At 47.2% G+C, this 21,594-nt stretch carries 22 protein-coding genes; 19 read left to right on the top strand and 3 right to left on the bottom strand.

Annotated features, from left to right (window positions below):
* The first annotated feature begins 121 nt into the window (after nucleotides 1-121).
* The 16 genes from Pmgp_RS13440 to Pmgp_RS13515 all read left to right on the top strand — a co-directional run bounded on the left by Pmgp_RS13440 (nucleotide 122) and on the right by Pmgp_RS13515 (nucleotide 17,216).
* Complete coding sequence (locus Pmgp_RS13440) at nucleotides 122-1,063, top strand: D-alanine--D-alanine ligase (RefSeq protein ID WP_134214501.1); 942 nt, start codon at nucleotides 122-124, stop codon at nucleotides 1,061-1,063.
* A gap of 7 nt (nucleotides 1,064-1,070) precedes the next feature.
* Complete coding sequence (gene deoC / locus Pmgp_RS13445; RefSeq protein ID WP_134214502.1) at nucleotides 1,071-1,763, top strand: deoxyribose-phosphate aldolase; 693 nt, start codon at nucleotides 1,071-1,073, stop codon at nucleotides 1,761-1,763.
* 183 nt (nucleotides 1,764-1,946) lie between these two features.
* The gene (locus tag Pmgp_RS13450) at nucleotides 1,947-2,132 is read left to right on the top strand and encodes a hypothetical protein (RefSeq protein WP_134214503.1); all 186 of its coding nucleotides are present in this window, start codon (nucleotides 1,947-1,949) and stop codon (nucleotides 2,130-2,132) included.
* A gap of 32 nt (nucleotides 2,133-2,164) precedes the next feature.
* On the top strand, nucleotides 2,165-4,909 hold the full coding sequence (locus Pmgp_RS13455; RefSeq protein WP_134214504.1) for a UPF0182 family membrane protein: 2,745 nt from the start codon (nucleotides 2,165-2,167) through the stop codon (nucleotides 4,907-4,909).
* A gap of 375 nt (nucleotides 4,910-5,284) precedes the next feature.
* Nucleotides 5,285-6,388: a 6-phosphofructokinase gene (locus tag Pmgp_RS13460; protein ID WP_134214505.1), complete on the top strand. Its 1,104-nt coding sequence runs from the start codon at nucleotides 5,285-5,287 to the stop codon at nucleotides 6,386-6,388.
* 25 nt (nucleotides 6,389-6,413) lie between these two features.
* Nucleotides 6,414-7,019 carry an FmdE family protein gene (locus Pmgp_RS13465; RefSeq protein ID WP_134214506.1) on the top strand — a complete coding sequence of 202 codons (606 nt, stop codon included), beginning with the start codon at nucleotides 6,414-6,416 and terminating at the stop codon, nucleotides 7,017-7,019.
* Complete coding sequence (locus tag Pmgp_RS13470; protein WP_134214507.1) at nucleotides 7,006-7,476, top strand: HAD family hydrolase; 471 nt, start codon at nucleotides 7,006-7,008, stop codon at nucleotides 7,474-7,476. The genes Pmgp_RS13465 and Pmgp_RS13470 overlap by 14 nt, the downstream gene beginning before the upstream one ends.
* A gap of 175 nt (nucleotides 7,477-7,651) precedes the next feature.
* The gene (locus Pmgp_RS13475) at nucleotides 7,652-8,104 is read left to right on the top strand and encodes a hypothetical protein (RefSeq protein WP_134214508.1); all 453 of its coding nucleotides are present in this window, start codon (nucleotides 7,652-7,654) and stop codon (nucleotides 8,102-8,104) included.
* A gap of 99 nt (nucleotides 8,105-8,203) precedes the next feature.
* Nucleotides 8,204-9,376, top strand: a complete 1,173-nt coding sequence (locus Pmgp_RS13480; RefSeq protein WP_134214509.1) for a glycosyltransferase family 4 protein — start codon at nucleotides 8,204-8,206, stop codon at nucleotides 9,374-9,376.
* A gap of 120 nt (nucleotides 9,377-9,496) precedes the next feature.
* A complete protein-coding gene (locus tag Pmgp_RS13485) occupies nucleotides 9,497-9,919 on the top strand; it encodes a Fur family transcriptional regulator (RefSeq protein WP_134214510.1) in 423 nt (140 codons plus the stop codon).
* 121 nt (nucleotides 9,920-10,040) lie between these two features.
* Nucleotides 10,041-10,856 carry a metal ABC transporter ATP-binding protein gene (locus Pmgp_RS13490; RefSeq protein ID WP_134214511.1) on the top strand — a complete coding sequence of 272 codons (816 nt, stop codon included), beginning with the start codon at nucleotides 10,041-10,043 and terminating at the stop codon, nucleotides 10,854-10,856.
* Nucleotides 10,856-11,695 (top strand): metal ABC transporter permease, encoded by an 840-nt coding sequence (locus Pmgp_RS13495; protein ID WP_192902928.1) that lies wholly within the window; start codon nucleotides 10,856-10,858, stop codon nucleotides 11,693-11,695. Before Pmgp_RS13490 ends, Pmgp_RS13495 begins: the two co-directional genes overlap by 1 nt.
* Before the next feature lie 304 nt (nucleotides 11,696-11,999).
* Entirely contained in the window at nucleotides 12,000-12,581 is a 582-nt protein-coding gene (locus Pmgp_RS13500) for an NADH-quinone oxidoreductase subunit NuoE family protein (protein WP_243119849.1), read from the top strand.
* A complete protein-coding gene (locus Pmgp_RS13505; RefSeq protein ID WP_134214530.1) occupies nucleotides 12,562-14,511 on the top strand; it encodes an NADH-quinone oxidoreductase subunit NuoF in 1,950 nt (649 codons plus the stop codon). Before Pmgp_RS13500 ends, Pmgp_RS13505 begins: the two co-directional genes overlap by 20 nt.
* The gene (locus tag Pmgp_RS13510) at nucleotides 14,453-16,354 is read left to right on the top strand and encodes an NADH-dependent [FeFe] hydrogenase, group A6 (protein ID WP_134214514.1); all 1,902 of its coding nucleotides are present in this window, start codon (nucleotides 14,453-14,455) and stop codon (nucleotides 16,352-16,354) included. The genes Pmgp_RS13505 and Pmgp_RS13510 overlap by 59 nt, the downstream gene beginning before the upstream one ends.
* Nucleotides 16,355-16,997: 643 nt before the next feature.
* Complete coding sequence (locus Pmgp_RS13515; protein ID WP_134214515.1) at nucleotides 16,998-17,216, top strand: hypothetical protein; 219 nt, start codon at nucleotides 16,998-17,000, stop codon at nucleotides 17,214-17,216.
* A 116-nt stretch (nucleotides 17,217-17,332) separates the two neighbouring features.
* Here the strand turns inward: Pmgp_RS13515 and Pmgp_RS13520 are convergent, their stop codons facing one another.
* The 3 genes from Pmgp_RS13520 to Pmgp_RS13530 form a co-directional block, all read right to left on the bottom strand.
* Nucleotides 17,333-17,890 carry a hypothetical protein gene (locus tag Pmgp_RS13520; protein WP_134214516.1) on the bottom strand — a complete coding sequence of 186 codons (558 nt, stop codon included), beginning with the start codon at nucleotides 17,888-17,890 and terminating at the stop codon, nucleotides 17,333-17,335.
* Between the two features lie 23 nt (nucleotides 17,891-17,913).
* Nucleotides 17,914-18,819, bottom strand: a complete 906-nt coding sequence (locus tag Pmgp_RS13525; RefSeq protein WP_134214517.1) for a hypothetical protein — start codon at nucleotides 18,817-18,819, stop codon at nucleotides 17,914-17,916.
* A gap of 61 nt (nucleotides 18,820-18,880) precedes the next feature.
* On the bottom strand, nucleotides 18,881-19,396 hold the full coding sequence (locus Pmgp_RS13530) for a helix-turn-helix domain-containing protein (protein ID WP_134214518.1): 516 nt from the start codon (nucleotides 19,394-19,396) through the stop codon (nucleotides 18,881-18,883).
* 180 nt (nucleotides 19,397-19,576) lie between these two features.
* Here Pmgp_RS13530 and Pmgp_RS13535 point away from each other — a divergent pair, with 180 nt between their 5' ends.
* The 3 genes from Pmgp_RS13535 to Pmgp_RS13545 all read left to right on the top strand — a co-directional run bounded on the left by Pmgp_RS13535 (nucleotide 19,577) and on the right by Pmgp_RS13545 (nucleotide 21,565).
* On the top strand, nucleotides 19,577-19,846 hold the full coding sequence (locus Pmgp_RS13535; protein WP_134214519.1) for a helix-turn-helix domain-containing protein: 270 nt from the start codon (nucleotides 19,577-19,579) through the stop codon (nucleotides 19,844-19,846).
* Nucleotides 19,847-19,998: 152 nt separating this feature from the next.
* Nucleotides 19,999-20,646 carry a BRO family protein gene (locus Pmgp_RS13540; protein ID WP_134214520.1) on the top strand — a complete coding sequence of 216 codons (648 nt, stop codon included), beginning with the start codon at nucleotides 19,999-20,001 and terminating at the stop codon, nucleotides 20,644-20,646.
* A 181-nt stretch (nucleotides 20,647-20,827) separates the two neighbouring features.
* Nucleotides 20,828-21,565 (top strand): BRO-N domain-containing protein, encoded by a 738-nt coding sequence (locus Pmgp_RS13545; protein WP_134214521.1) that lies wholly within the window; start codon nucleotides 20,828-20,830, stop codon nucleotides 21,563-21,565.
* Nucleotides 21,566-21,594 lie beyond the last annotated feature (29 nt).

Genomic DNA, 21,594 nt, shown 5'->3' on the forward strand with positions numbered 1-21,594 from the left:
TTTATTATAAAAAATAAACTGCTTTACGTCAAGGGAAAACACTGCCACCGAAGGATTTACACCTGACAAAAAGAATATAATATTATCGTCCTGAAAAATGATTGCAGCGGAGGTGAAAACTTTGGCGCCTAAAATTGGAGTCCTGATGGGCGGTACATCATCCGAACGGGATGTGTCACTTCGGACAGGCGACGCCGTCTACAAAGCGCTGGTAACTAAAGGTTATACCGCGGTGAAAATAGATGTTGGACCTGACCTGGTTGAAAGAATAAAGGAAGCGGGAATAGATCTGGCTTTTCTGGCGCTGCACGGCAAATACGGTGAAGATGGCTGCATCCAGGGCCTGCTGGAAGTACTTGGTTTGCCCTATACAGGGTCAGGGGTGCTGGCCAGCGCTCTCGCTATGAATAAAATTGCAACCAAGAAAATTATCCTCTTTGAAGGCCTGCCCACCCCTTTGTTTAAAACAATCAAACGCAGGGAGGCCCGGGAGGCGGGGCTGGAGCTAATGGCGGATCGAATATACCAGGAGATGGGATTGCCTCTGGTGGTTAAAGCTCCCACCCAGGGTTCCACCATAGGCATATCCTTTGTCCAACGCAGGGAGGCCCTTGCAGGCGCTTTAGAACTGGCTTTTAAATACGACCCGGAGGCTTTGGTGGAACAATTCATTGAGGGAATAGAAATTACGGCTGCGGTTTTAGGCAACGATAACCCCGTGGCCCTGCCCCTGATTGAGATAGTTACCGCCACAGGCGTTTACGATTACGAAACCAAATACACTGCCGGCCTGAGCGATCATATTATCCCGCCCCGTATTCCGGAAGAGCGGCAGGACTTTATTAAGGACCTGGCTGTCCGCACTTACAAGGCTCTCGGGTGCCGGGGGCTGGCCAGAGTTGATTTTATAATGGACCGCGGCGGGTCGCCCTATATTCTTGAAGTGAATACCATTCCAGGCATGACCGCGACCAGTCTTTTCCCTGACGCGGCAAAGGCTGCCGGCATTGAGTTCCCGGACCTGATAGAGAAGCTTCTTAATCTGTCTATGGAGAAAGATTGATTAAAATATGAACATCATTATTACTAAAGCGGAACTGGCCGGGCGTATCGACCATACTCTTTTAAAACCAGAGTCCACTCACCTTGATATTGCTGAATTATGCCGGCAGGCCCGGGAAAACAACTTCAAGACTGTTTGCGTGAACCCTTGTTTTGTTAGCGCCGCTGCGGCTCAACTGGCCGGTTCGCAGGTTGGGGTAGGCACTGTAATAGGGTTTCCTTTGGGAGCCAACGACCCGTCCATAAAAGCGGCAGAGGCAATCACAGCGGTGCGGGCAGGGGCTACTGAACTAGACGTAGTAATTAATATCGGATTTCTCAAAGGAGGCCAATTATCAGAGGCATATTCAGACTTGACGGGGGTGATCCGGGCGGCCAGGCAGGAGGAGTCCGGCATAGTTGTTAAAGTAATACTCGAAACTTGCCTTTTAAACGAAGCCGAAAAGGCAGAAGCCTGCAGGCTGGCAGTTTCGGCTGGGGCTGACTATGTTAAAACTTCAACTGGTTTTGCCAAAGGCGGGGCTACTGTCAGTGATGTGGCTTTGCTTAGAAAAACAGCAGGGCCGGGAATCGGGATTAAGGCCGCGGGCGGTATTCGCGATTTAAACAAAGCACTGCAAATGATCGAGGCTGGCGCCGACCGCATAGGGACCAGTTCCGGCCTGTCCATTATTAAAGAGCTGGCCGGATACCGGCTATAACCGCAGTGGCTGTATTTTAACTGATTATTATTACTAAATATTAACAAAAACGGGCAGACTAATCTTGCAGTATAATTCAAGATTGCTGCCCGTTATTTTTTTGGCCGGGCAGGAATAAGTCCGCACGACAGCGAAATAAACAGTGCTATTATATGTCTAAAATTATAGCGGGGGGTGCTGTTTGTGAAAGTTCGCTGCATGCTTTGCGGAATGCCTATTGATGAAGAAGTGATGGTCAAACAGGATTTTGTTGACGAAGACGAAGACGATGATATGCCGGTAAAGAAGCCGATGTCCGTTTGTTTGAGATGCCAGGCTAAACTCAAACACGAAGCGGACGGCGCGCAAAAGATTCCAAAGCCTATGTAGATTAAATCATTGCCGCTTTAGGAGGTAAGATATTGCAAAGTAGATTTCGCAGGGCATTTAACATTATTGCTGTTATTGCCGCTATTATTATTATTGCCCTTGCTGTCTCGGGCGCAAGATTATACACTGATTGGCTCTGGTTCCAGTCTCTCAATTACCAGCGGGTGTTCATGACCATAGTGGTTTCAGATATCGGGCTGCGGGTGGCTGTAGGGCTGACTTTCTTTCTGTTTCTTTTTATAAACCTCCTTCTGACCAGAGGCCCTTTGCTTAAAGCTGCGCAAAAAGCCTCGGTTGTAAAAGAAGATGACGTGCTTACCATTCAAAACCCCTTAATCAGCCAGTACATTACACCACGTTTGCTCCTGATCCTGTTTACGGTATTAAGCCTTTTTATGGCTTTTCTTTTCAACTTTACCGTATCAAAAGACTGGGTAGTGCTGCAAAAATTCTTGCATCCAACTTTATTTGGGATCATTGACCCTGTCTTTAAGTTGGATATAGGGTTTTATGTTTTCAGGCTGCCTTTTTACCTGTTTTTATATAAAGTAGCCAGCCTGGCCATTTTAATTACCGCTTTCTGGGTGGCTATAGCATACTTTTTAGTAAATATCGCACAGGGCAACCCCGGCAGGCTGCTGCAAAGCATATCCGCCCGTTATCATTTTTCCTTTTTGGCTGCAGTCTTCTTCATTATCAAAGCAGTTGGCTACCAGCTTGAGCAGTATACCCTGCTTTTTACCCACCACGGCGCCGTGTGGGGGCCAGGCTACACCGGGACCCACGCTACACTTTTGGCCTATAAGGTACTGGCTGTTATTGCTCTTGTGTGCGCCCTGGCCATCTTAATTAATCTTTTCTTGAGGCGGTTCAGGCTTATTGTATACAGCATCGGGGTGCTTCTGGTAGCCTCGGTGCTGCTGGGCGGCGTTTATCCCTACCTGATCCAGAAGTTTGTGGTGACGCCCAACGAAGCGGTTATCGAAAGGCCTTACCTGGAAAGAAACATCCAGTTTACCAGGATGGCCTACAACCTTGATAAAATTGAAAAAACTAATTTCCCCGCCGGCCGCATATTGTCAGCTGACGATATCCGCAATAACCAGGATACCATAGGAAACATCCGCCTTTGGGATTGGGAGCCGCTCAAGCAGACATACAGCCAGCTTCAGGAAATGAGGCTGTATTACGAATTCCCCGATATTGATATCGACCGCTACACCGTGGACGGTAAATACCGTCAGGTCATGCTTGCGGCCAGGGAGCTTAACCAGGAACACCTGCCGACCACGGCCAAGACCTGGGTCAACCAGAGACTCACCTATACGCACGGCTACGGTATAGCCATGAGCCCGGTCAACGAACTGTCAGGTGAAGGCCTGCCCTCATTTTTCCTCAAGGATATACCCCCGTCCGGTAATACCGACCTGCAGGTAAGCAGTCCGGAAATCTATTACGGGGAGAGGACAGACCAGTACGTTATAGTAAACACCAAATCTAAAGAATTCAACTACCCCAAGGGTGATGAAAACGTATATTCCACTTACGACAGCGACGGTGGAGTCAAGATACAGGATTTCATGCGCCGGATTATGTTCGCGCTTGCTTTGGGAGACTACAAGCTGCTCCTTTCCAGTGAGGTGGACAACAACAGCAGGATTTTGTACTACCGCAATATTAACCAAAGAATCCAAAAAATAGCCCCGTTTTTACAGTTTGATCAAGACCCCTATATTGTTGCCAGCGAAGGCAAGTTGTACTGGATGTGGGATGCTTACACCACGACAGACAGCTTTCCTTACTCGGAGCCATATAACAAAGTCAGCAATTATATTCGCAACTCGGTGAAAGTAATTATAGACGCTTACTCAGGCAAGGTCGATTTCTATATCAGCGATGAAAATGACCCGCTGGTAGTAACATACAGTAAGATTTTCCCCGGCATGTTCAAGTCTCTGGATGATATGCCGGGTGATTTAAGAAAACATATCCGTTACCCGGAAGACCTTTTCACCGCTCAGGCTCAGATGTACGCTGTTTATCACATGGAAGACCCGTTGATTTTCTATAACAAAGAGGATAAGTGGAACATCGCTACGGAAATGCTGGGCAAGGACGAGAGACCAATTGAGCCGTATTACACTATTATCAAACTGCCGGGGACTGAGAAGCCTGAATTTGTTTTGATTATGCCTTTCACGCCGCAAAACAAAAGAAATATGATTGCCTGGATGGCCGCCAGTTCTGACGGTGATGATTATGGAAGGGTTATATCATATAATTTCCCCAAACAGGAGCTTGTTTACGGGCCGGCTCTGATCGAAGCGCGGATCAACCAGGATACCACCATCTCGCAGCAATTAACACTTTGGAACCAGCGCGGTTCAACGGTAATCAGAGGCAACGTGCTGGCAATACCCGTTAAGGACGCGCTCCTGTATGTGGCGCCTATCTACCTGCAGGCTGAACAAAGCAAAATGCCTGAACTGCGCCGGGTTATAGTTGCACACGGAGAAATGGTGGTAATGGAGAGTACACTTGAGAAGGCTCTGGACCGGATATTTGGCACGGAAGGCGGCGCCAAGGTTCCCGTAAAGCAGCCGGAAACAAGCGCCCAACCAGGCACGCTTAATGTAGCCGACCTGGCTAAAACCGCCAACCAGCTGTACGATGAAGCGCAGAATAAATTAAAAGCCGGTGACTGGGCCGGGTACGGAGAAAGCTTAAACAAATTAAAGCAGACTTTAAATGAGCTGGTAGATAAAGCAGGGAAATAAAAACTTAATCGCTCATACTGCCGGAGACCTAATTAATACCACCCGATATTTAGATAAAAGCTGCAGGTCCGGCGCCGCAGCTTTTATTTTTTATTGTATGATTATTCCTTTTACTCAGTAACAACTTAAGATAGTCTTGTAAGTCTTCTGTCAACAAACAAATTGACAGGATTTACAAGATTATAAGGATTTACATGATTTTATAAACAAATGAAGACTTATAATGATTGTTCCTTTAATATTGAAATCTTTTAAAGTTGTCTTGAAAAACTTTTGTAAATAGGAATTCTTAATAAAAATTTGATTTTATAATCCTGTTAATCCTGTCAATTTGTTTTATCTTTACACTGCCCAGGCAAAAGGAGGTAGATAATTTTGGCTCTGCGTAAAAAGGTCAGACGTATAGGTGTTTTAACGGGAGGCGGTGATTGTCCGGGCTTGAACGCAGTCATCCGCGCGGTGGTAAAAACGGCCGTCAAGAACTACCGGCTTTCAGTTGTTGGTTTTGAAAACGGCTTTGGCGGTTTAATTCAAAACAGGTCCAGAGAATTAACATTAAACGAAGTGGCCGGTATACTGCCCAGGGGCGGCACTATTCTGGGCACTACCAACCGGGACAACCCTTTTCATTACTCAATGCTGATCAAGGGACAGAGAGTGTTCAGGGACGTGTCGGACCGGGTTATAGAAAACATTAATATCCAGGAGATCGACGCTTTGATCGTTATTGGCGGTGACGGAAGCCTCAGCATCGCCAGGGAGCTTTGTGAAACAAAGGGACTGCCTGTGGTCGGTGTCCCCAAGACCATTGACAATGACCTGTCCGCTACTGACCAGACTTTTGGCTTTGATACAGCACTCAATACAGCTACAGAAGCTCTTGACAAGCTGCATACGACCGCTGAATCGCATCACAGGGTAATGGTGCTGGAAGTGATGGGACGCTATGCGGGATGGATTGCCATTGAGGCCGGCATAGCAGGGGGAGCGGATGTTATTTTGATTCCGGAGATACCCTATTCGATAGAAAAAGTCTATGAGAAAATATATGAAAGAAGGGACCATGGAAAGCTGTTCAGCATAGTGGTAGTTGCTGAAGGCGCAAAGACAGCCGGCGGGGAACTGGTAGTACAGCGGACGGTCGAAGACAGTTTTGAGCCTATCCGCCTGGGCGGTATCGGCAACCTGGTCGCAAAACAAATAGAGGAGGAGACTGGTATGGAGTCAAGGGTAACTGTACTCGGTCACCTTCAGAGAGGCGGTACCCCGACCGCATTCGACCGTATCCTGGCAACTCGCTACGGGGCAGGCGCCGTTGAGCTGGTCATGGCCGGTAAGTATGGTGAAATGGTCTGCCTGCGTACGCCTAAGATTGAGTCAGTGCCCCTGGCGGAAGCTGTAGGTGAGATGCGCCTGGTCCCGGTAGACGGCGATCTGGTGCGAACAGCCAGACAGATCGGCATCAGCTTCGGTGACTAGGGCAGATAAGGAGATGAATAAATATATGCACAAAAAAACACCCTGGGAAACAGCAGTTGATTTTCATGGTCACAGTTGCCCCGGACTGGCCATAGGTTTCCGGGCAGCGGAACTTGCCATGGAAGCACTGGGGGCCAAGCGTGCTGTGGATGAGGAACTGCTGGCCATAGTCGAAAACAACGCCTGCGGTATTGACGCCGTGCAAACGCTGGCGGGCTGCAGTTTTGGCAAGGGGAACCTTTTGTTTAAAGATCTCGGAAAACAAGTGTATACATTTGTGCGCCGCAAAGATGGGTCCGCAGTCAGGGTAGCAGTTAAATACGGGTCAACTTTTGACCAGGGCTACAGCGACCTTAAAGAGCGGGTAAAATCAGGCGCGGCCAGTATGGAAGACAAGGCAAAGTATGCCGAGGCAATGAAAAAGCGGATTCAAAATATATTAAATGCGGGGCCTGAGGTGTTTGAGGTAAAGAAAGTAAACATAAAGCTGCCGCCCGCAGCCTCTATCTATGAGACTTTGCAGTGCGCCAAATGTGGTGAGGGGGTAATGGAGCCAAGAGCCAGATTAATGTCAGGGCAGGTGGTTTGCCTCCCATGCTTTGCAAGAGGTGAGGAAAATGCTGAATCTTGAAATACCAGGCAAAGAAAAGATTACCATAAAAAACATTGTCCTGGATTTTAACGGGACCATAGCCTTAGATGGAGTGCTTCTACCTGGTGTGCAGGAGAGGCTGAATGCCTTGGCAGCTGATTTAAACATCTATATCCTTACTGCTGACACCTTCGGCACGGCAAATACCGCTTGTGCCGGCATTAACGGTAAGGTGGTAATATTGCCAGGATTTCCGGTTGCAGTTGAAAAGCTTAAATTCATCAAAGAATTGGGGCAGCAGGTTACGGCTTCGGTAGGAAACGGCGCTAACGACTGCCTGATGCTTAAGGAGTGCGTCCTGGGTGTCTGTGTGACCGGACCTGAGGGCACATCAGCTGAAGCATTGTCAGCGGCCGATGTTGTAGTTCAGGATATAAACCATGGGCTGGAGCTTTTTCTCAGCCCTAAAAGGCTTGTAGCGACCCTGAGAGGGTAGTTTCAGTTGTCGGTAGTCGGTAGTCAGTAATCGGCACCAGATTGTTGGACATAGGAGTAAGACTTCCATCCCTAGGAACTCAGACAGAATAGAGTAATTTAATTAAATAATAGTAAATAACTGGAAGGTATTTTTTGTGGCACACCGTATTTATAAGATGAGAGGGGTGCCACAGATGTTTAAAACAGTACTGTCAGCCGTAATTTTAACTTTTTTTTGTCTGATCATACCAGTTGAGCCGGCACTTAAGCCTGCTCATTTTTCTAAAGAAACAGAGGTGGCCATTGTTCATTTAGTGAGAGAGGCTGTTGAAGATACAGCCTGGCTGCGGGCTTCATCCCGCGCCGAAATGGAATTAATCCTGAAAAGATTCTATACCGGCCAGCTTCTTCAGGAAATAAGTGATAAGGCCTGGGATTTTGTCAAGATACCAAATAGCTGGGACTATGTAGTTAAAGCCGGCAAGTTTAAGATAGATTATGTCTCAAATGATACTGCGGCAGTTAGTGTCGAGGTTGTTGAAACTGATGAAATTACAGGAATTAGTTATTACACCCAATTGGAATATATGCTGTTAAAAACGGACACAGGATGGAAAATAACAGCCAGAAAGGTGCTTTCAGTTTAATGCCGGTATAAGCCCGGTAACGGTGACGCCTCCTAAACTTGCTGACACATTATGATTTATGTTAAAATAAGCCTCAGAAATCAATAGGGAGGACAAAAGTTGAGAATCGGTATTTTCACCGACAGCTATTTACCTTATACCAGCGGCGTTGTACGCTCCATTCAAACTTTTACTGAAGAACTTACTACTCTTGGACATGAGGTTTATATTTTTGCGCCAAGCTACAGAAACTGCGATAATGAAAGCAGGGTATTCCGTTTTGCTTCTATTCCTTCACCCACCAACCCCGACTTTACTCTGGCGGTGCCATTTTCTCTTAAACTCAAACCTACTATTACAAGGCTGGAATTGGATTTGATACACGTTCACTCGCCTTTCCTGCTCGGGCGGGTTGGGGCGAGATACGCCAGAAAACTAGGTGTGCCGCTGGTATTTACTTACCATACCCTCTATGACAAGTATGTGCACTATCTGCCTTTCGCCCAGTCCTATACCAAGGAATTGGCCCAGAAAATCAGCCGCGATTTTTGCAACTTATGCGACCTGGTAATAGTGCCGACTGATATTATAGGCGATTACCTGCATGAAATCGGTGTGCTTACTGAAGTTAACCGGGTGCCAACCGGTATCAAAATTTCTGATTACCAGAAAGGCGACCCCGAGTGGCTGCAAAGCCAATATAAGATAAAAACGAAAGATAAAGTGCTCCTTTTCGTGGGAAGACTCGGCAAGGAAAAAAATATCTGCTTCTTATTGGAGAGCTTTAAGATTTTAAACAAAATTATGGAAAACACAGTCCTTGTCCTGGTCGGTGGCGGTCCCGAGGAAGAGGAACTTAAGGAAAAAGCTGTTGAATTGGGAATTGAAAACAGAGTTATTTTTACCGGAACTCTGCCCCCTGAGGTTGTTGTAAACTGTTACGCGGGCTCAAGTCTTTTTGTTTTTCCATCTGTGACAGAAACCCAGGGGATAGTAATTGCGGAGGCAAAAGCCGCCGGACTGCCGGTTGTGGCCATAAAAGCCTATGGTGTTTCCGAAATGGTAGAAGACGGAGTGGACGGTTATCTGACAGAACCTGTTCCGGAAGAATTCGCGGCTAAAATTCTTACTCTCCTGAAAAACGATAAATTAAAAGAAGAATTGGGCAAAAGAGCCAGGCAAAACGCCGAAAAACTTTCTTCCACCAATTGCACTGCCAGGCTAGTAGAAAGCTACCAGGAAGTACTTGATAAAAAAGATATTAGCGCTAATAATGCTGCAAAGGGAAATTAAGCGAAACACATCTGATTTCCGCATAAAAACCGGTGAAAGCCGGTTTTTTGTTTGACATATATTATCTCAAGGCTTAATATTAATATTATTAAATAGGAATATTCCTATTTGGAGGAAGACATGAATCAGCTTGAAATTATTGATATGGTAAAAGGCAAAGGGTTTAAAATTACACCGCAACGCAGGGCTATTATTGAAGCGCTATTCTTTTTTGAAAAACCACCAACAGCCAAAGAAGTGCTGGAAATAGTGCGGAAAAAGCACCCTGAGATCAGCCTGGACACGGTTTACAGGAATTTAAATCTACTTGCGGAAATCGACTGCCTGATCCAAATAAACCTGAAAAACAGCGAAACCAGCAGGTTTGAAATCATTAAAAACCATCACCACCACCTGATCTGTCTTGGTTGTGGCGAGGCTGTCTGTTTGGAAAGCTGTATCCTGGACAGACATATGGGTGTGCTGAGGGAGAAAGGGTACCAGATTGTTGGGCACGCCTTTGAAATATACGGATATTGCCCCGCCTGCCGTACAGCAGGATAAGAGCTTAAAGTTATTCATACAAATCTTATTAACGTTAATAGGAACTGTAATTCTAATCATAATTGGTGGTTGTTAAGCAATATTTATTCTCTAATTAATTAGCAGGAAGAAGATATAACAAATGCCCTGTTCCAATGCGATTGAAAAACAACAAACAAAAGCCTGTGGTTTGTGCTGTACCCTGCTGGAAGACTTCGGGGTTAAAATCGGCGGGACAGAAATCTTAAGGGATGTGAACCTGCACATCCACTGCGGCGAATTGTTAGCCCTGGTAGGCCCCAACGGTGCGGGCAAAACTACTTTATTGAAAGCTATCCTGGGCGAGATCCCTCATACAGGCTGGCTGAGGTTTCTTGACGCCAGTAATTGTCAGGCCAGGAAGCCTATTGTCGGCTATGTCCCGCAGAAAATCGATTTTGCCGCTGGTGCCCCTGTAAGCGTCCTCGACCTTTTCTCGGCCGCCCTGTCTGCCCGGCCTGTTTGCCTCGGACATTCCCGCCGCATGCAGGAGCGCACCGAGGCGTGCCTGCTTCGCGTAAGGGCAGACCACCTGCTAAAACGGCGCCTTAGCGACCTTTCAGGCGGGGAATTGCAGCGGGTCCTTCTGGCGCTTGCCCTTGAGCCAAAACCTGACCTGCTGTTGATGGATGAGCCGGTTTCAGGCATAGACGTGCAGGGCAGAGAAATGTTTTATGAAATTGTTTCTGACTTGCGGCGCAATTATGACCTTTCGATAATTCTGGTTTCCCACGACCTAGCCCTTGTTTCACAATATGCGGAAAGGGTTGTGCTGTTAAACAAGACAGTGATCTGTGACGGGACACCGGGAGATGTTTTTTCCGACGGGAGGATTAACCTGGTATACGGGCCTTTATATATGGAAAGAGCTGAAGGTAAACTTTCATATGCAAAAAGAGGTGGAGGTGCTATCGCCTGATGGAAGTCTGGTATTCGCTGGTTGATGGCCTTTTTCCCTTCACCTGGGCACAGCACATGTTTATGAAGAACGCCTTGATGGCAGTCCTGCTGGTCGGCCCGATGTTTGCCATTATCGGCACCATGGTAGTAAATAACAACATGGCATTCTATTCAGACACAATCGGCCATTCCGCCCTGACAGGCATCGCTATCGGGGTGCTCCTGGGTTTCGGCGACCCGTTATGGATTATGGTCATTTTCTCCACAATATTAGCATTGATCATATCCTCGCTCAAGTTTTTTACAACCGCTTCCACAGACACTATTATCGGGTCTGTCTCCGCCACCATGGTGGCGCTGGGCATTGTCATTCTATCCAGGGGAGGCGGCTTTGCCAAGTACTCCCGCTTTCTTATCGGTGATCTGCTGAGCATCACGCCAAATGAGCTCTTGATCTTAACCGTTGCCTTTGTAGGCGTGTTAATTCTGTGGGCAATCATGTTTAACAAGTTTCTGCTGGTAAGCGTCAACCTGTCTCTGGCGCGCAGCAGGGGGATTCCTGTACGTCTAATAGAGATAATATTTTGTGTGGCTACTGCTGTTATCGTTACGTTTTCCATCCAGTGGGTGGGTATCCTGATCATCAACTCTTTTTTGATCCTGCCGGCCGCGGCAGCGCGCAATATTACCAGAAACGTCAGGCAGTACCATTTGGTGGCTGTTTTAATTACTCTTGCCTCAGGTATAACCGGCCTGCTTTGCTCTTACTACCTGGCCACGGCCACCGGCGCCACAATCGTGCTGATTGCCGCCCTTTTTTACCTGCTGACTTTTGTCTTAAAACCGCGTTTCTCGTAAATAAAATAGATATTTCGGGTAGCAGGCAAGCCTTTGATGCTGCTTACGCGGCACAAGTTGACGATGAAAAAGTAGGTTCGATTTCAATCGAACAAGGCGCGTAAGCGCCGAATTGTTTGAGTTAAGTGAAACATTTGTGCGAATAAATTCGCACCTACATTAACACAGCAACCCCGAAGAGTATTTTCATGATTATATGAAAATGCCATTTATAACTGCCTTGCGGTGGTTTTTTTGTTTTCCGGCATAAAAGACGCTCAAAGATAAACAATATTATACAAGATCAATCCGGGAGATGTCGCAAATGGAGCAGGAAGTCCAGGTTAATGAGAGTTTAAGAGAAACGGCGCACACGCGGGCGGCTGCTGAGAAAGTTAAACCTGTTGAAGAAAACGAAAAAATTAATAAGTACAAAGAGTTGGACCAGGTGATCAGGCTTTATTCCAAAGAGCCCGGGCAGTTGATCAATATCCTGCAAAAAGCCCAGGATATATTCGGCTGCCTTTCTGAAGAAGTCCAGTCCTATATTGCTGAAAAAACTGAGAACCCTGTCAGTGAAATCAACGGAGTTGTAACCTTTTATTCACTTTTTTATACTGAGCCCAAAGGCAAACACACTTTTGACCTTTGTTTGGGTACAGCCTGTTATGTAAAGGGAGCTCAGGAACTGATGGACTCCTTAAAAGATCTGCTTAAGGTGGATGAGGGGGAAACCACAAAGGATCGACTATTTACTTTAAAAAGCACGCGGTGCATCGGAGCCTGCGGGCTGGCGCCGGTACTCGTGGTTGATGGTGATGTGCATGGAAAGGCCAGCGCCGGGGAGATCACAAAAATAATTCAAGCATACCGGAAAGGTGAAAAAATTGAAGGTACAAAGCATTGAAGATCTCAAGGCGGTAAAAGAGGAATACCTGCCTTTAATCAAGCAGCGGCTGGGGCACCGCAACGGGCTTGGCTCAACACAGGTGATGGTGTGCTCAGGCACAGCCTGTACCTCGGCGGCAAGCCAGGATCTGAGAAATGGCCTGCAATTGGAAATTGAAAGACACGGCCTTAAAGAAAATGTAAAAGTGTTCAAAACCGGTTGTTTTGGTTTTTGTCAAAACGGCCCTATTGTAATGGTCCACCCCGGTGAAGTTTTTTACTGTAATGTCAAGCCTGAGGACGCGAAGGAAATTGTGGAGACACATTTAATGGGCGGGCAGGTTGTTGAAAGGCTGTTATACAGGAATGTTGATAACCAGGTGGCTCAACGCATGGAGGATATACACTTTTTTCAGGCGCAAACGCGGATCGTGCTTCACAACTGCGGTGTCATTAACCCGGAGGAAATAGGAGAGTACATTGCCAGGGACGGCTATATGGCCCTGGCGGAAGTGATTCAAAAAAACAACCCGCGGGAGGTAATAGAAGCTATCAAAAGGTCAGGCCTCAGGGGCAGGGGCGGCGCGGGTTTTCCGACCGGCAGAAAGTGGGAAATGGCGGCAGCCCAGGATGTCAGGCCCAAGTACGTCCTTTGCAACGCTGATGAAGGCGACCCGGGCGCCTTTATGGACCGCAGCATCCTTGAAGGCGACCCGCACAGTGTTATAGAGGCCATGGCCGTGGCAGGCTATTGTATCGGAGCCAGCCAGGGCTACATTTATGTGCGGGCTGAGTATCCTATCGCTGTGAAAAGGTTGGAAATCGCCATTGAGCAGGCACGGGAGAAAGGACTGCTGGGTAAGAATCTTTTCGGGTCCTCATTCGACTTTGACCTGGGACTCAGGTTTGGCGCCGGGGCTTTTGTCTGCGGTGAGGAAACAGCGCTGATCCACTCAGTAATGGGCCAGCGCGGCGAACCGCGTCCCCGGCCGCCTTACCCGGCCCAGGAAGGGCTTTGGGGCAAGCCGACGTTAATTAATAATGTTGAAACTTACGCCAACATACCTGCAATCCTGAGAAACGGCTGGGAGTGGTACCAGGGGCAGGGGACCGCCGGCAGCAAGGGTTCCAAGGTGTTTTCCCTGGCTGGAAAAATTAACAACACCGGGCTGATCGAGGTGCCGATGGGAACCACCCTGCGGACCATTATCTTTGATATTGGCGGAGGTATTCCCGGCGGAAAGAAATTTAAAGCGGTACAGACAGGCGGCCCATCGGGGGGCTGTATTCCCGAAAAGTACCTGGACATGCCTATCGACTATGAATCTCTAAAAGAAATTGGCTCAATGATGGGCTCCGGCGGCATGATTGTCATGAATGAGGACAACTGCATGGTTGATATAGCCAGGTTTTACCTGGAGTTTACCCAGGATGAATCATGCGGCCGCTGTACTCCCTGCCGTGTGGGTACTAAAAGGCTGCTGGAAACACTTAAGAGAATTACCGAGGGAAATGGTGAAATTGAAGACCTTGAGCTGCTGGAAGAACTGTCCTTCGATATTCGTGACGCTTCCCTGTGCGGTCTTGGCCAGACGGCCCCCAATCCTGTCATTTCCACTATGCGTTACTTTAAAGATGAATACCTCGCTCACATCAAAGATAAAAACTGCCCAGCGGGAGTTTGTAAAGAACTGCTTAATTTTGTAGTGGATGAAGAAAAATGCGCGGCCTGCGGCATCTGCGCTAAAGACTGCGCGGCAGGGGCAATCACCGGCAAGCCGGGAGAGGCATACCGGATCGACCCTGACAAGTGCTCCAGGTGCGCGGCCTGCGCGGCAAAATGCCCCAAAAAGGCCATTACCAGAGGTCCCCGTAAGGAGGAGATAATTAATGGAAACCAGGGAATTCGCCCCGGGACCGTTAGTCCAGAAAACAGGGCAGCTTTATGACAACCCGGAAAAAAAGGTAGAAAAAATCAAGCTTACCATCGACGGCAGGGAGATTGAAGCCGACAAGGGCATGAGTGTGCTGGAAGCCGCCCGGCTGGCCGGTATAGAAATCCCCAGCCTGTGTTATCTCCGTCATATCAACGAGATCGGCTCCTGCCGGGTTTGTTTGGTTGAAGTTGAGATAAATGGCGCCAGGGTGCTCCAGGCTTCCTGCGTTTACCCAGCCACCGACGGGCTGGTGGTGCACGCCTCCTCTCCGCGGGTGCGCCGGGTCAGGCGGACAATGGTGGAACTGCTTCTCTCGGACCACCACCGGGAGTGCACCACCTGTATCAGAAACCTAAACTGCGAACTGCAAAATATCGCGGACAATTTAGGCATAAGGAACATTAAATTTACAGGTGAGATGAAGGCTCTGCAGGTCCAAAACGAAAACTCTTTTATCGTGCGTGACTACAATAAATGCATCAAGTGCCGCCGCTGTGAGGCAATCTGCAGCAAGGTGCAGGAGGTAAATGTTTATTCAGCTTTAAACCGGGGTTATGACACGGTAATTGCTCCCGCCTTCATGCAGGACCTGTCACAGGTTGCCTGTATCACCTGCGGCCAGTGTGTAATCGCCTGTCCCACAGCATCCCTGACCGAGAAAGAATGTATCGAGTCGGTTTGGGAGGCTCTGGAGGACCCTGATAAATACGTGGTGGTGCAGTCCGCCCCTTCCATCCAGGTAACCCTGGGCGAGGTTTTCGGTTACCCTGTGGGAACGGTAGTAACCGGAAAACTGGTGGCGGCATTGCGCCGCCTGGGCTTTGACAAAGTTTTCGCGACGGATTTTACCGCCGACCTGACCATTATGGAAGAAGCTAATGAACTGCTGGAAAGGCTGGAAGGGCGAGGCAAGCTGCCTCTGCTTTCTTCATGCAGCCCTGGCTGGGTCAAGTTTGCCGAACATTTTTACCCGGAGTTCCTTGAAAATCTCTCAACCTGCAAGTCGCCTCATGAAATGTTCGGCGCCCTCACCAAAACCTATTTTGCTGAAAAAGAGGGGATTGACCCCAAAAAGATAGTGGTAGTGGCAATTATGCCCTGCACGGCAAAAAAATTCGAGGCCAGCCGCCCGGAAATGGGCACTGGTGAGTTTAAAGATGTGGACTGGGTCCTCACCACCAGAGAACTGGCCAGAATGATCAGGCAGTCAGGTATAAATTTTCATGACCTGCCTCATGAGGACTATGACACACCGATGGGAATTGCCAGCGGCGCGGGGGCGATTTTTGGCTCAACGGGAGGGGTTATTGAGGCGGCGGTGAGGACGGCTTATTATTTAACCTCAGGACAAGAAATGGACTTGGTGGACTACGAAGAGCTGCGCGGCTTCAGCGGCTTGAAGGAAGTGTGGGTAGAGCTGAAGGGCCGGCGGATCAAGGTGGCCATAGCGCACGGGACAGGCAACGCCAGGGTGCTGATGGACCGGCTGAAAGCCGGTGAACAATTCGATTATGTGGAGATTATGGCCTGCCCCGGCGGTTGTGTGGGCGGCGGCGGCCAGCCTATATTCGGGACCAGGGAGCATAAAGAGATATCGCTGGACTACAGGCACAACCGGGCTGACGCCCTGGACCGCATAGATTATTCAAAAGAATTGAGGCGCGCCCATGAAAACCCGGCTGTCAAGAAAATCTATGAAGAATTCCTGGGGCGCCCCCTCAGCAATATATCAAGGAAACTGCTGCACACCTATTACACACCGCGGGGAAAACTGCCCGGGTTTAATTTTGGCGGGATTAAAGGAAGTCATGCCGGCCACGTGAAGGAAAATATTGTAAGATCTCACACAACTTAAGAAATGAAAGAGTGCGGGAAATCTCGGGGTTAAGAGGGAAAAAACGAGATGGGACAAGGGATGAGGGGGATCTGAATTGGGACATTTTGCGTGAGACGATATCTGACAATTTAGAGGTTTTCGGCGGGAGGCGGCTATAAATAGGTATATATGGTATTTTATTACTGGAAGATAAAATATAGTTGTTACCAGCCTGTTACTTACCGAAACAAATGAGTTGTAAAGCCGTTACTAAAAAGGTGGCGATTGTTACAAAGCAAGCCAGGCGCGTGTTACCTGGATTAACGATTCTGTTACCAGGCTGTTGGTAAATAAAGTGAAAGTAGGAAGTATAGAGTAAATAAAGGCGGCTGTGTATTGGTATAAATGGTAATTAATGCTAGCCGATTGCGGACATTTATTGCGGACACTATTATGATTGCGGACATCACTGGTTTTATTAGTGATATCAAGGGCTGCGGGAATTTAAGTCTTTCAGAAATAAGACTGATTGCGGACATTCCTGATCATACCCTAATCATGTATAATTATGCATTAAAATGTATATTTATGCATTTTAATAGTACCGCTAGCGGCGCTGGTCTGTGGTACAATGTTTGCTTCCCTATAAAAAAGATATAATTTTACTGAGAGGTGTTTTTTCATGATAAAAAGAAAGTTTCGAAAAAAGCCCATCGTGATTGAAGCCTACCAAACAGATAAAGAGTTAATTGTCGAGACACTGGAAGGACCGCTCCAGGCCTCCCCGGGCGACTGGATTATTACCGGAATTCGCGGAGAACAATACCCATGTAAGCCAGACGTTTTTGAGAAAACTTATGAGCCTGTGGATGATTGTGGTAAGTCAGTGCTACTACGGTGATTTTGTCTGTTTAAAGATTTATTAATTTGTTCCCAGTTAATGTTTTCACGTGAGATAATACTTTCGGCCCTTTCCACGAGTAATTGGAAAGGGTCTTGTGCTTCTGCTATTATATGTCAATCTGGTTTAGCTGGATGATCTCCAATAAACTGCTTACTATCCACAGCTAGAACTCCGTATAAGAGCAGCAAATTTTGGATTGTTAGAGCGAGGGCATATGTCGCGGCGGAAATAGACAACAAAAGTACTATATTAAAAAGGCTAATTAGGTAGCCTGGCGCAGACTTTGATAATACGAGATAAGCAATAGAGATAATAATCAAAAATATTTGGACGAGTACGGCCCATATAAAGCGGACAATAAGCTGTCTATACCATGATTTGTTTGTATGCTTAACAAGAATTTTACGCAAATGTTCAATTATAGGCGAATTTGCCGTTGCCAAGATAGCAATGCTTGTAATATTAAACCCAGCAAGTATGGCCAGAACAGTCAGGATTATTGTTATGGTATCTCTAGAAAAGTCGTAAAAGGAATCAGCGTTAACTCTAAAAAAGAAATGCCATATTGAAACAATAATGAGAGCAAGAAGTCCAACCGTTATTGGTACAAATTTTTCACGGCGCGTTGAAAGTTCCATATAATCATGAACAGCGATACCAAGCAAGCCCACGGTTGAAACCTCCATTTTTCATGCTAGCGAATTATCGGTATCTCATTAGCCATAGCTATCATTTTTTCCCGGATGGAGAGCGTTACTATCTGACCCAAGTCGTCTGCTTGTAGATTTACCTGACGACGTTCTTCACAACCTTTTAATTTTAATTCATGTTTTTGTCCGTCTGGTTTAAAGCCAATTAGTATTCCGTTTAGAAAAGTGGGATTTATTGTTTCTTTACCAAGGAATTTTGATATAAAACCTTTGATCTTGTTGTGGGACATCCCATCTTTCCGGTTTTCTCTGCCGGCTCTGGCTTCGAGCGTATAGTAAGATGCTCTGGCTTCCTGGAGACTAGTATGCAATGCTGCTGGAAGGTCTCCATAATCATTTGGCGGGCTTTCGATGGTAGAAACCTGAATCTTGGCAATTGATATTTTACCAAACTCGTTAATTCGTTCGAGAAAACCCCGGCTAATTAGGGTCTCAATATAAAAATTACGTAGGTGATTCAGTTCCGGAAAGTTGTTTATGCTTCGGAAAATGTATCGGCGGATGGCACCAATTCTGGCAACGGCTTCGTGGACATATTCGATTAACATCAGCCCGTCACCAGGGCGAAAATAAAAATGTGTTTTCAGGCAGTCTCCTTCATCTTCGTCACGCGGATTGTCTCTTTCAGTCAACCTGGTGCGGCTGATTACAGGTAGACGGTCACCGATGCGAGCCGATTTAAACCAGCCAAATCCTTCGTTACCTGTAAGTATAATATATTCATCCAGAAATATAAAGCCACGTTCGTCTTTGTCCATGACTTTGAGGCTTAAATCAAGGGCGCTGATTGCTTTAAAAAGCATGCCGAAATCGCTATATTTGAGCTTTCTTCCATGTTCGTCTTCGGCTCTAATTTGATAAGCATAAATGTTTCTTCTAACAGTTTTCATTTATAGCTTGTCCCTCTTTCATTAATTATTTGACTGATTGCGGATGGTAATAACTGTTAGGCTAACCTGCGGAGGCTTGCCCTTGGGTTTCTTTTTGTTTTTTTTGGGCTTCCTCAATAACGTCATCAGGAAAGGCGCGGTGGAATTGGATTTTGATCCAGCCTTTCATGGCTTCATCGCTAGTTGTCCATAGATCATAAAGTATATTGAAAAGTTGATTTAATTCAGTATCCTTAGTATCTGGCCTATGTAATTGTTGAAGAATTGGTAATCCTAAACTACATTCTTTCATTACATTTAAAAAAGCGTCTATTACAGCCTGCTGTCCATAGTGGGCTATTTGTCTTACTATTGCATCTTGAGGAGGAGCCATCATATCTCCTTGACCTGAATTAAGCCATTCTTTTGAGATGAAAAACCTACAGCAAATATGATTGAGTAATGTTTCTGAGGGCGATCCTTTACCTTTTTCTATTTTAGATATATGGGTAGGATCTAGCCCAAGAATAATAGCAAATCTTTCCTGGGTTAAATTAAGAGATTTTCTTACTTCGAATATTCTTGCGCCAACAGTCATTAAAATCTACCCTTTCGATTTTTATAAGTAGCAACATGAATGAGTCGTGTTTTGTTATTTAAATATCATGAATTATTCATATTTATTGATTGACAACATGAATCAGTCATATTATTATTATGTCCAAGAGCTACAATCTTATAGACATAACCCAGTCTAATCTTGAAAGGAGGACTGGACATGGGTAAAAGCGACAGCACGGGCAAGGGCATGAAGCCAGAGGAAATCCGGGCGGCAATGTATTTGAACCGCGTAAAACTTAAGGATATAGCTAATGATGCCGGTGTGTCCATTGGCCGAATACATCAGGTGATATACAAAATCGGTAGAAACAAGGGCTACCGGATCAGGCCATATATAGCGAAAGCCATTGGCAAGACTGTCGAAGAAGTCTGGCCGGACGAGACAAATAAAGAGAGCGGTGAGGCATGCCAACGGGCATGTCTATAATCATTTAGACAATTCTATCAAAGTTACAAGGGGGTGGCAATGACCAGGGGACTGAAACTTTTTGACTGCGGCATGGAAAACTTGGTGTTCGAACATGGATACCAGGGTGGAAATTGCTTGTTACAACCAGGGCGGAAAGGTAGGTAAAAATAATGAGTGATGAGTTATTGCCCGTACTGGCACAAGATGGCGAGCTTACGGTGGTGAGTGTGGACGGTCAGCCTGTAGTGACGGCGCGGGCGCTGGCCAGAGCATTGGGGTATGCAGATGACCGCTCTGTGCTTCGGATTTTCAATCGCAACAAGGATAGTTTTACAGAAAGGGATTCTTTTGTTGTAGATATGAGAGGGGTGGTCAATTTGACCACGAACCCCCAAGGCGGTGATCCCCATATCCGTTTATTCACCAAGCGCGGCGCTTTAAAAATCTGCATGAAGTCCAACCAGCCCAGGGCGGTGGCGGTGCAGGAGGCGCTGATCGACCTGTATGAGGCGGTGGAGAGCCGGCGCATGATTCCGGTGGAAGCCCTTCAAGGGGTACAGCAGCGGCTGGATGAATTGGCCACAGAGGTACGCCGTCTGGTGGTTGCCCAGGAGGCAAAGATCGTCTACCTGCCCAGGTCCTGCCGTCCACGGTCAACGGATAACGAAGCGGTGGAATTCTTCAAGCGGTTGTTTGAGGAAAACCCTGGCCGAAAGGTTTCGGACGCCATCCGTGTGGTCAAGAAGACCGCTAATGAATGCGGCTGGCGGGTAGGAAGCGATAAAGCATTCTACCGGATGGCCAGGAAATTGAGGTAAATTACACTATGGCAGGGTAAAGAGGTGATAATGCCGGTGCCTGACATAATGGCAATGTTATTAAACAAATGATAAAGGCGGTGAAAGTGGATATTGCCTGGTACGATCAGGGCGGAAAGGCAGGTAAAGATAATGAGCTTGGGATATTATGGGTTGTTCTTTTGGTAAGGAGGTTTGAGATATGGAAAACGTGCTGGAGAGGACTTTTGAGGGGCGACCTGTGCGTCTGGTGACACAGGACGAGGAAGTGCTAGTTCCGCTACCGGACATAGCCAGGGCGCTGGATTATGGTAAAGAAGTGCTTTGGCGAGTGATTGACCGGAATAAGAAAGTATTTGAGGAAGGTATTGTTGTAACAACATTACCTTCGGAGGGTGGGCCGCAGAAAACCACCTGCTTGACCCGTGACGGGGTGGTGGGCTTGTTGATGAAGCTAGCCACTAATCGGATAAAGGATCTTGAAAAGAGGCAACTGGTGGTTAATTTCCAGCGCTGGGCGATCCGGACTATTGGACAGATCACGCGGGGAGAGTTAGTGCCGGTGCGGCAGTTTACTGAGGATAGCGGGGATAAAACCAAGGTCTTTATGACTATGACGGGCCTGGCGCAGCAATACCTGAGCCTGTGCGAGGCGGCCATGAAGTCAAGCGGCATCGACGCCCAGGCAATGGGCGCGGCGGGCGAGCTTTTGCAAGGATGCCTCAACTTGGGCATGTCTTTACTGAAAGGAGATATGTATTCTCCCGCTACCGTCTCCCAGTGTAAAATTACGAAGCTCAAAGCTGAAGAGATGGTCATGTCAATGCGCCAAAATGGATATACACTGCGGCAAATAGCTGGAGAGGTAAGCGAGGCTACAGGTGTGCAGGTAACGCCGATGAGTGTCAGCCGCTTTCTCCGGCAGGCAAGAAAAGGTTAAAAATAATGCCCGGCTGGGCCGGGCGGGAA

This window comes from Pelotomaculum propionicicum (genome assembly GCF_004369225.1).
Classification (GTDB): Bacteria; Bacillota; Desulfotomaculia; order Desulfotomaculales; family Pelotomaculaceae; genus Pelotomaculum_B; species Pelotomaculum_B propionicicum.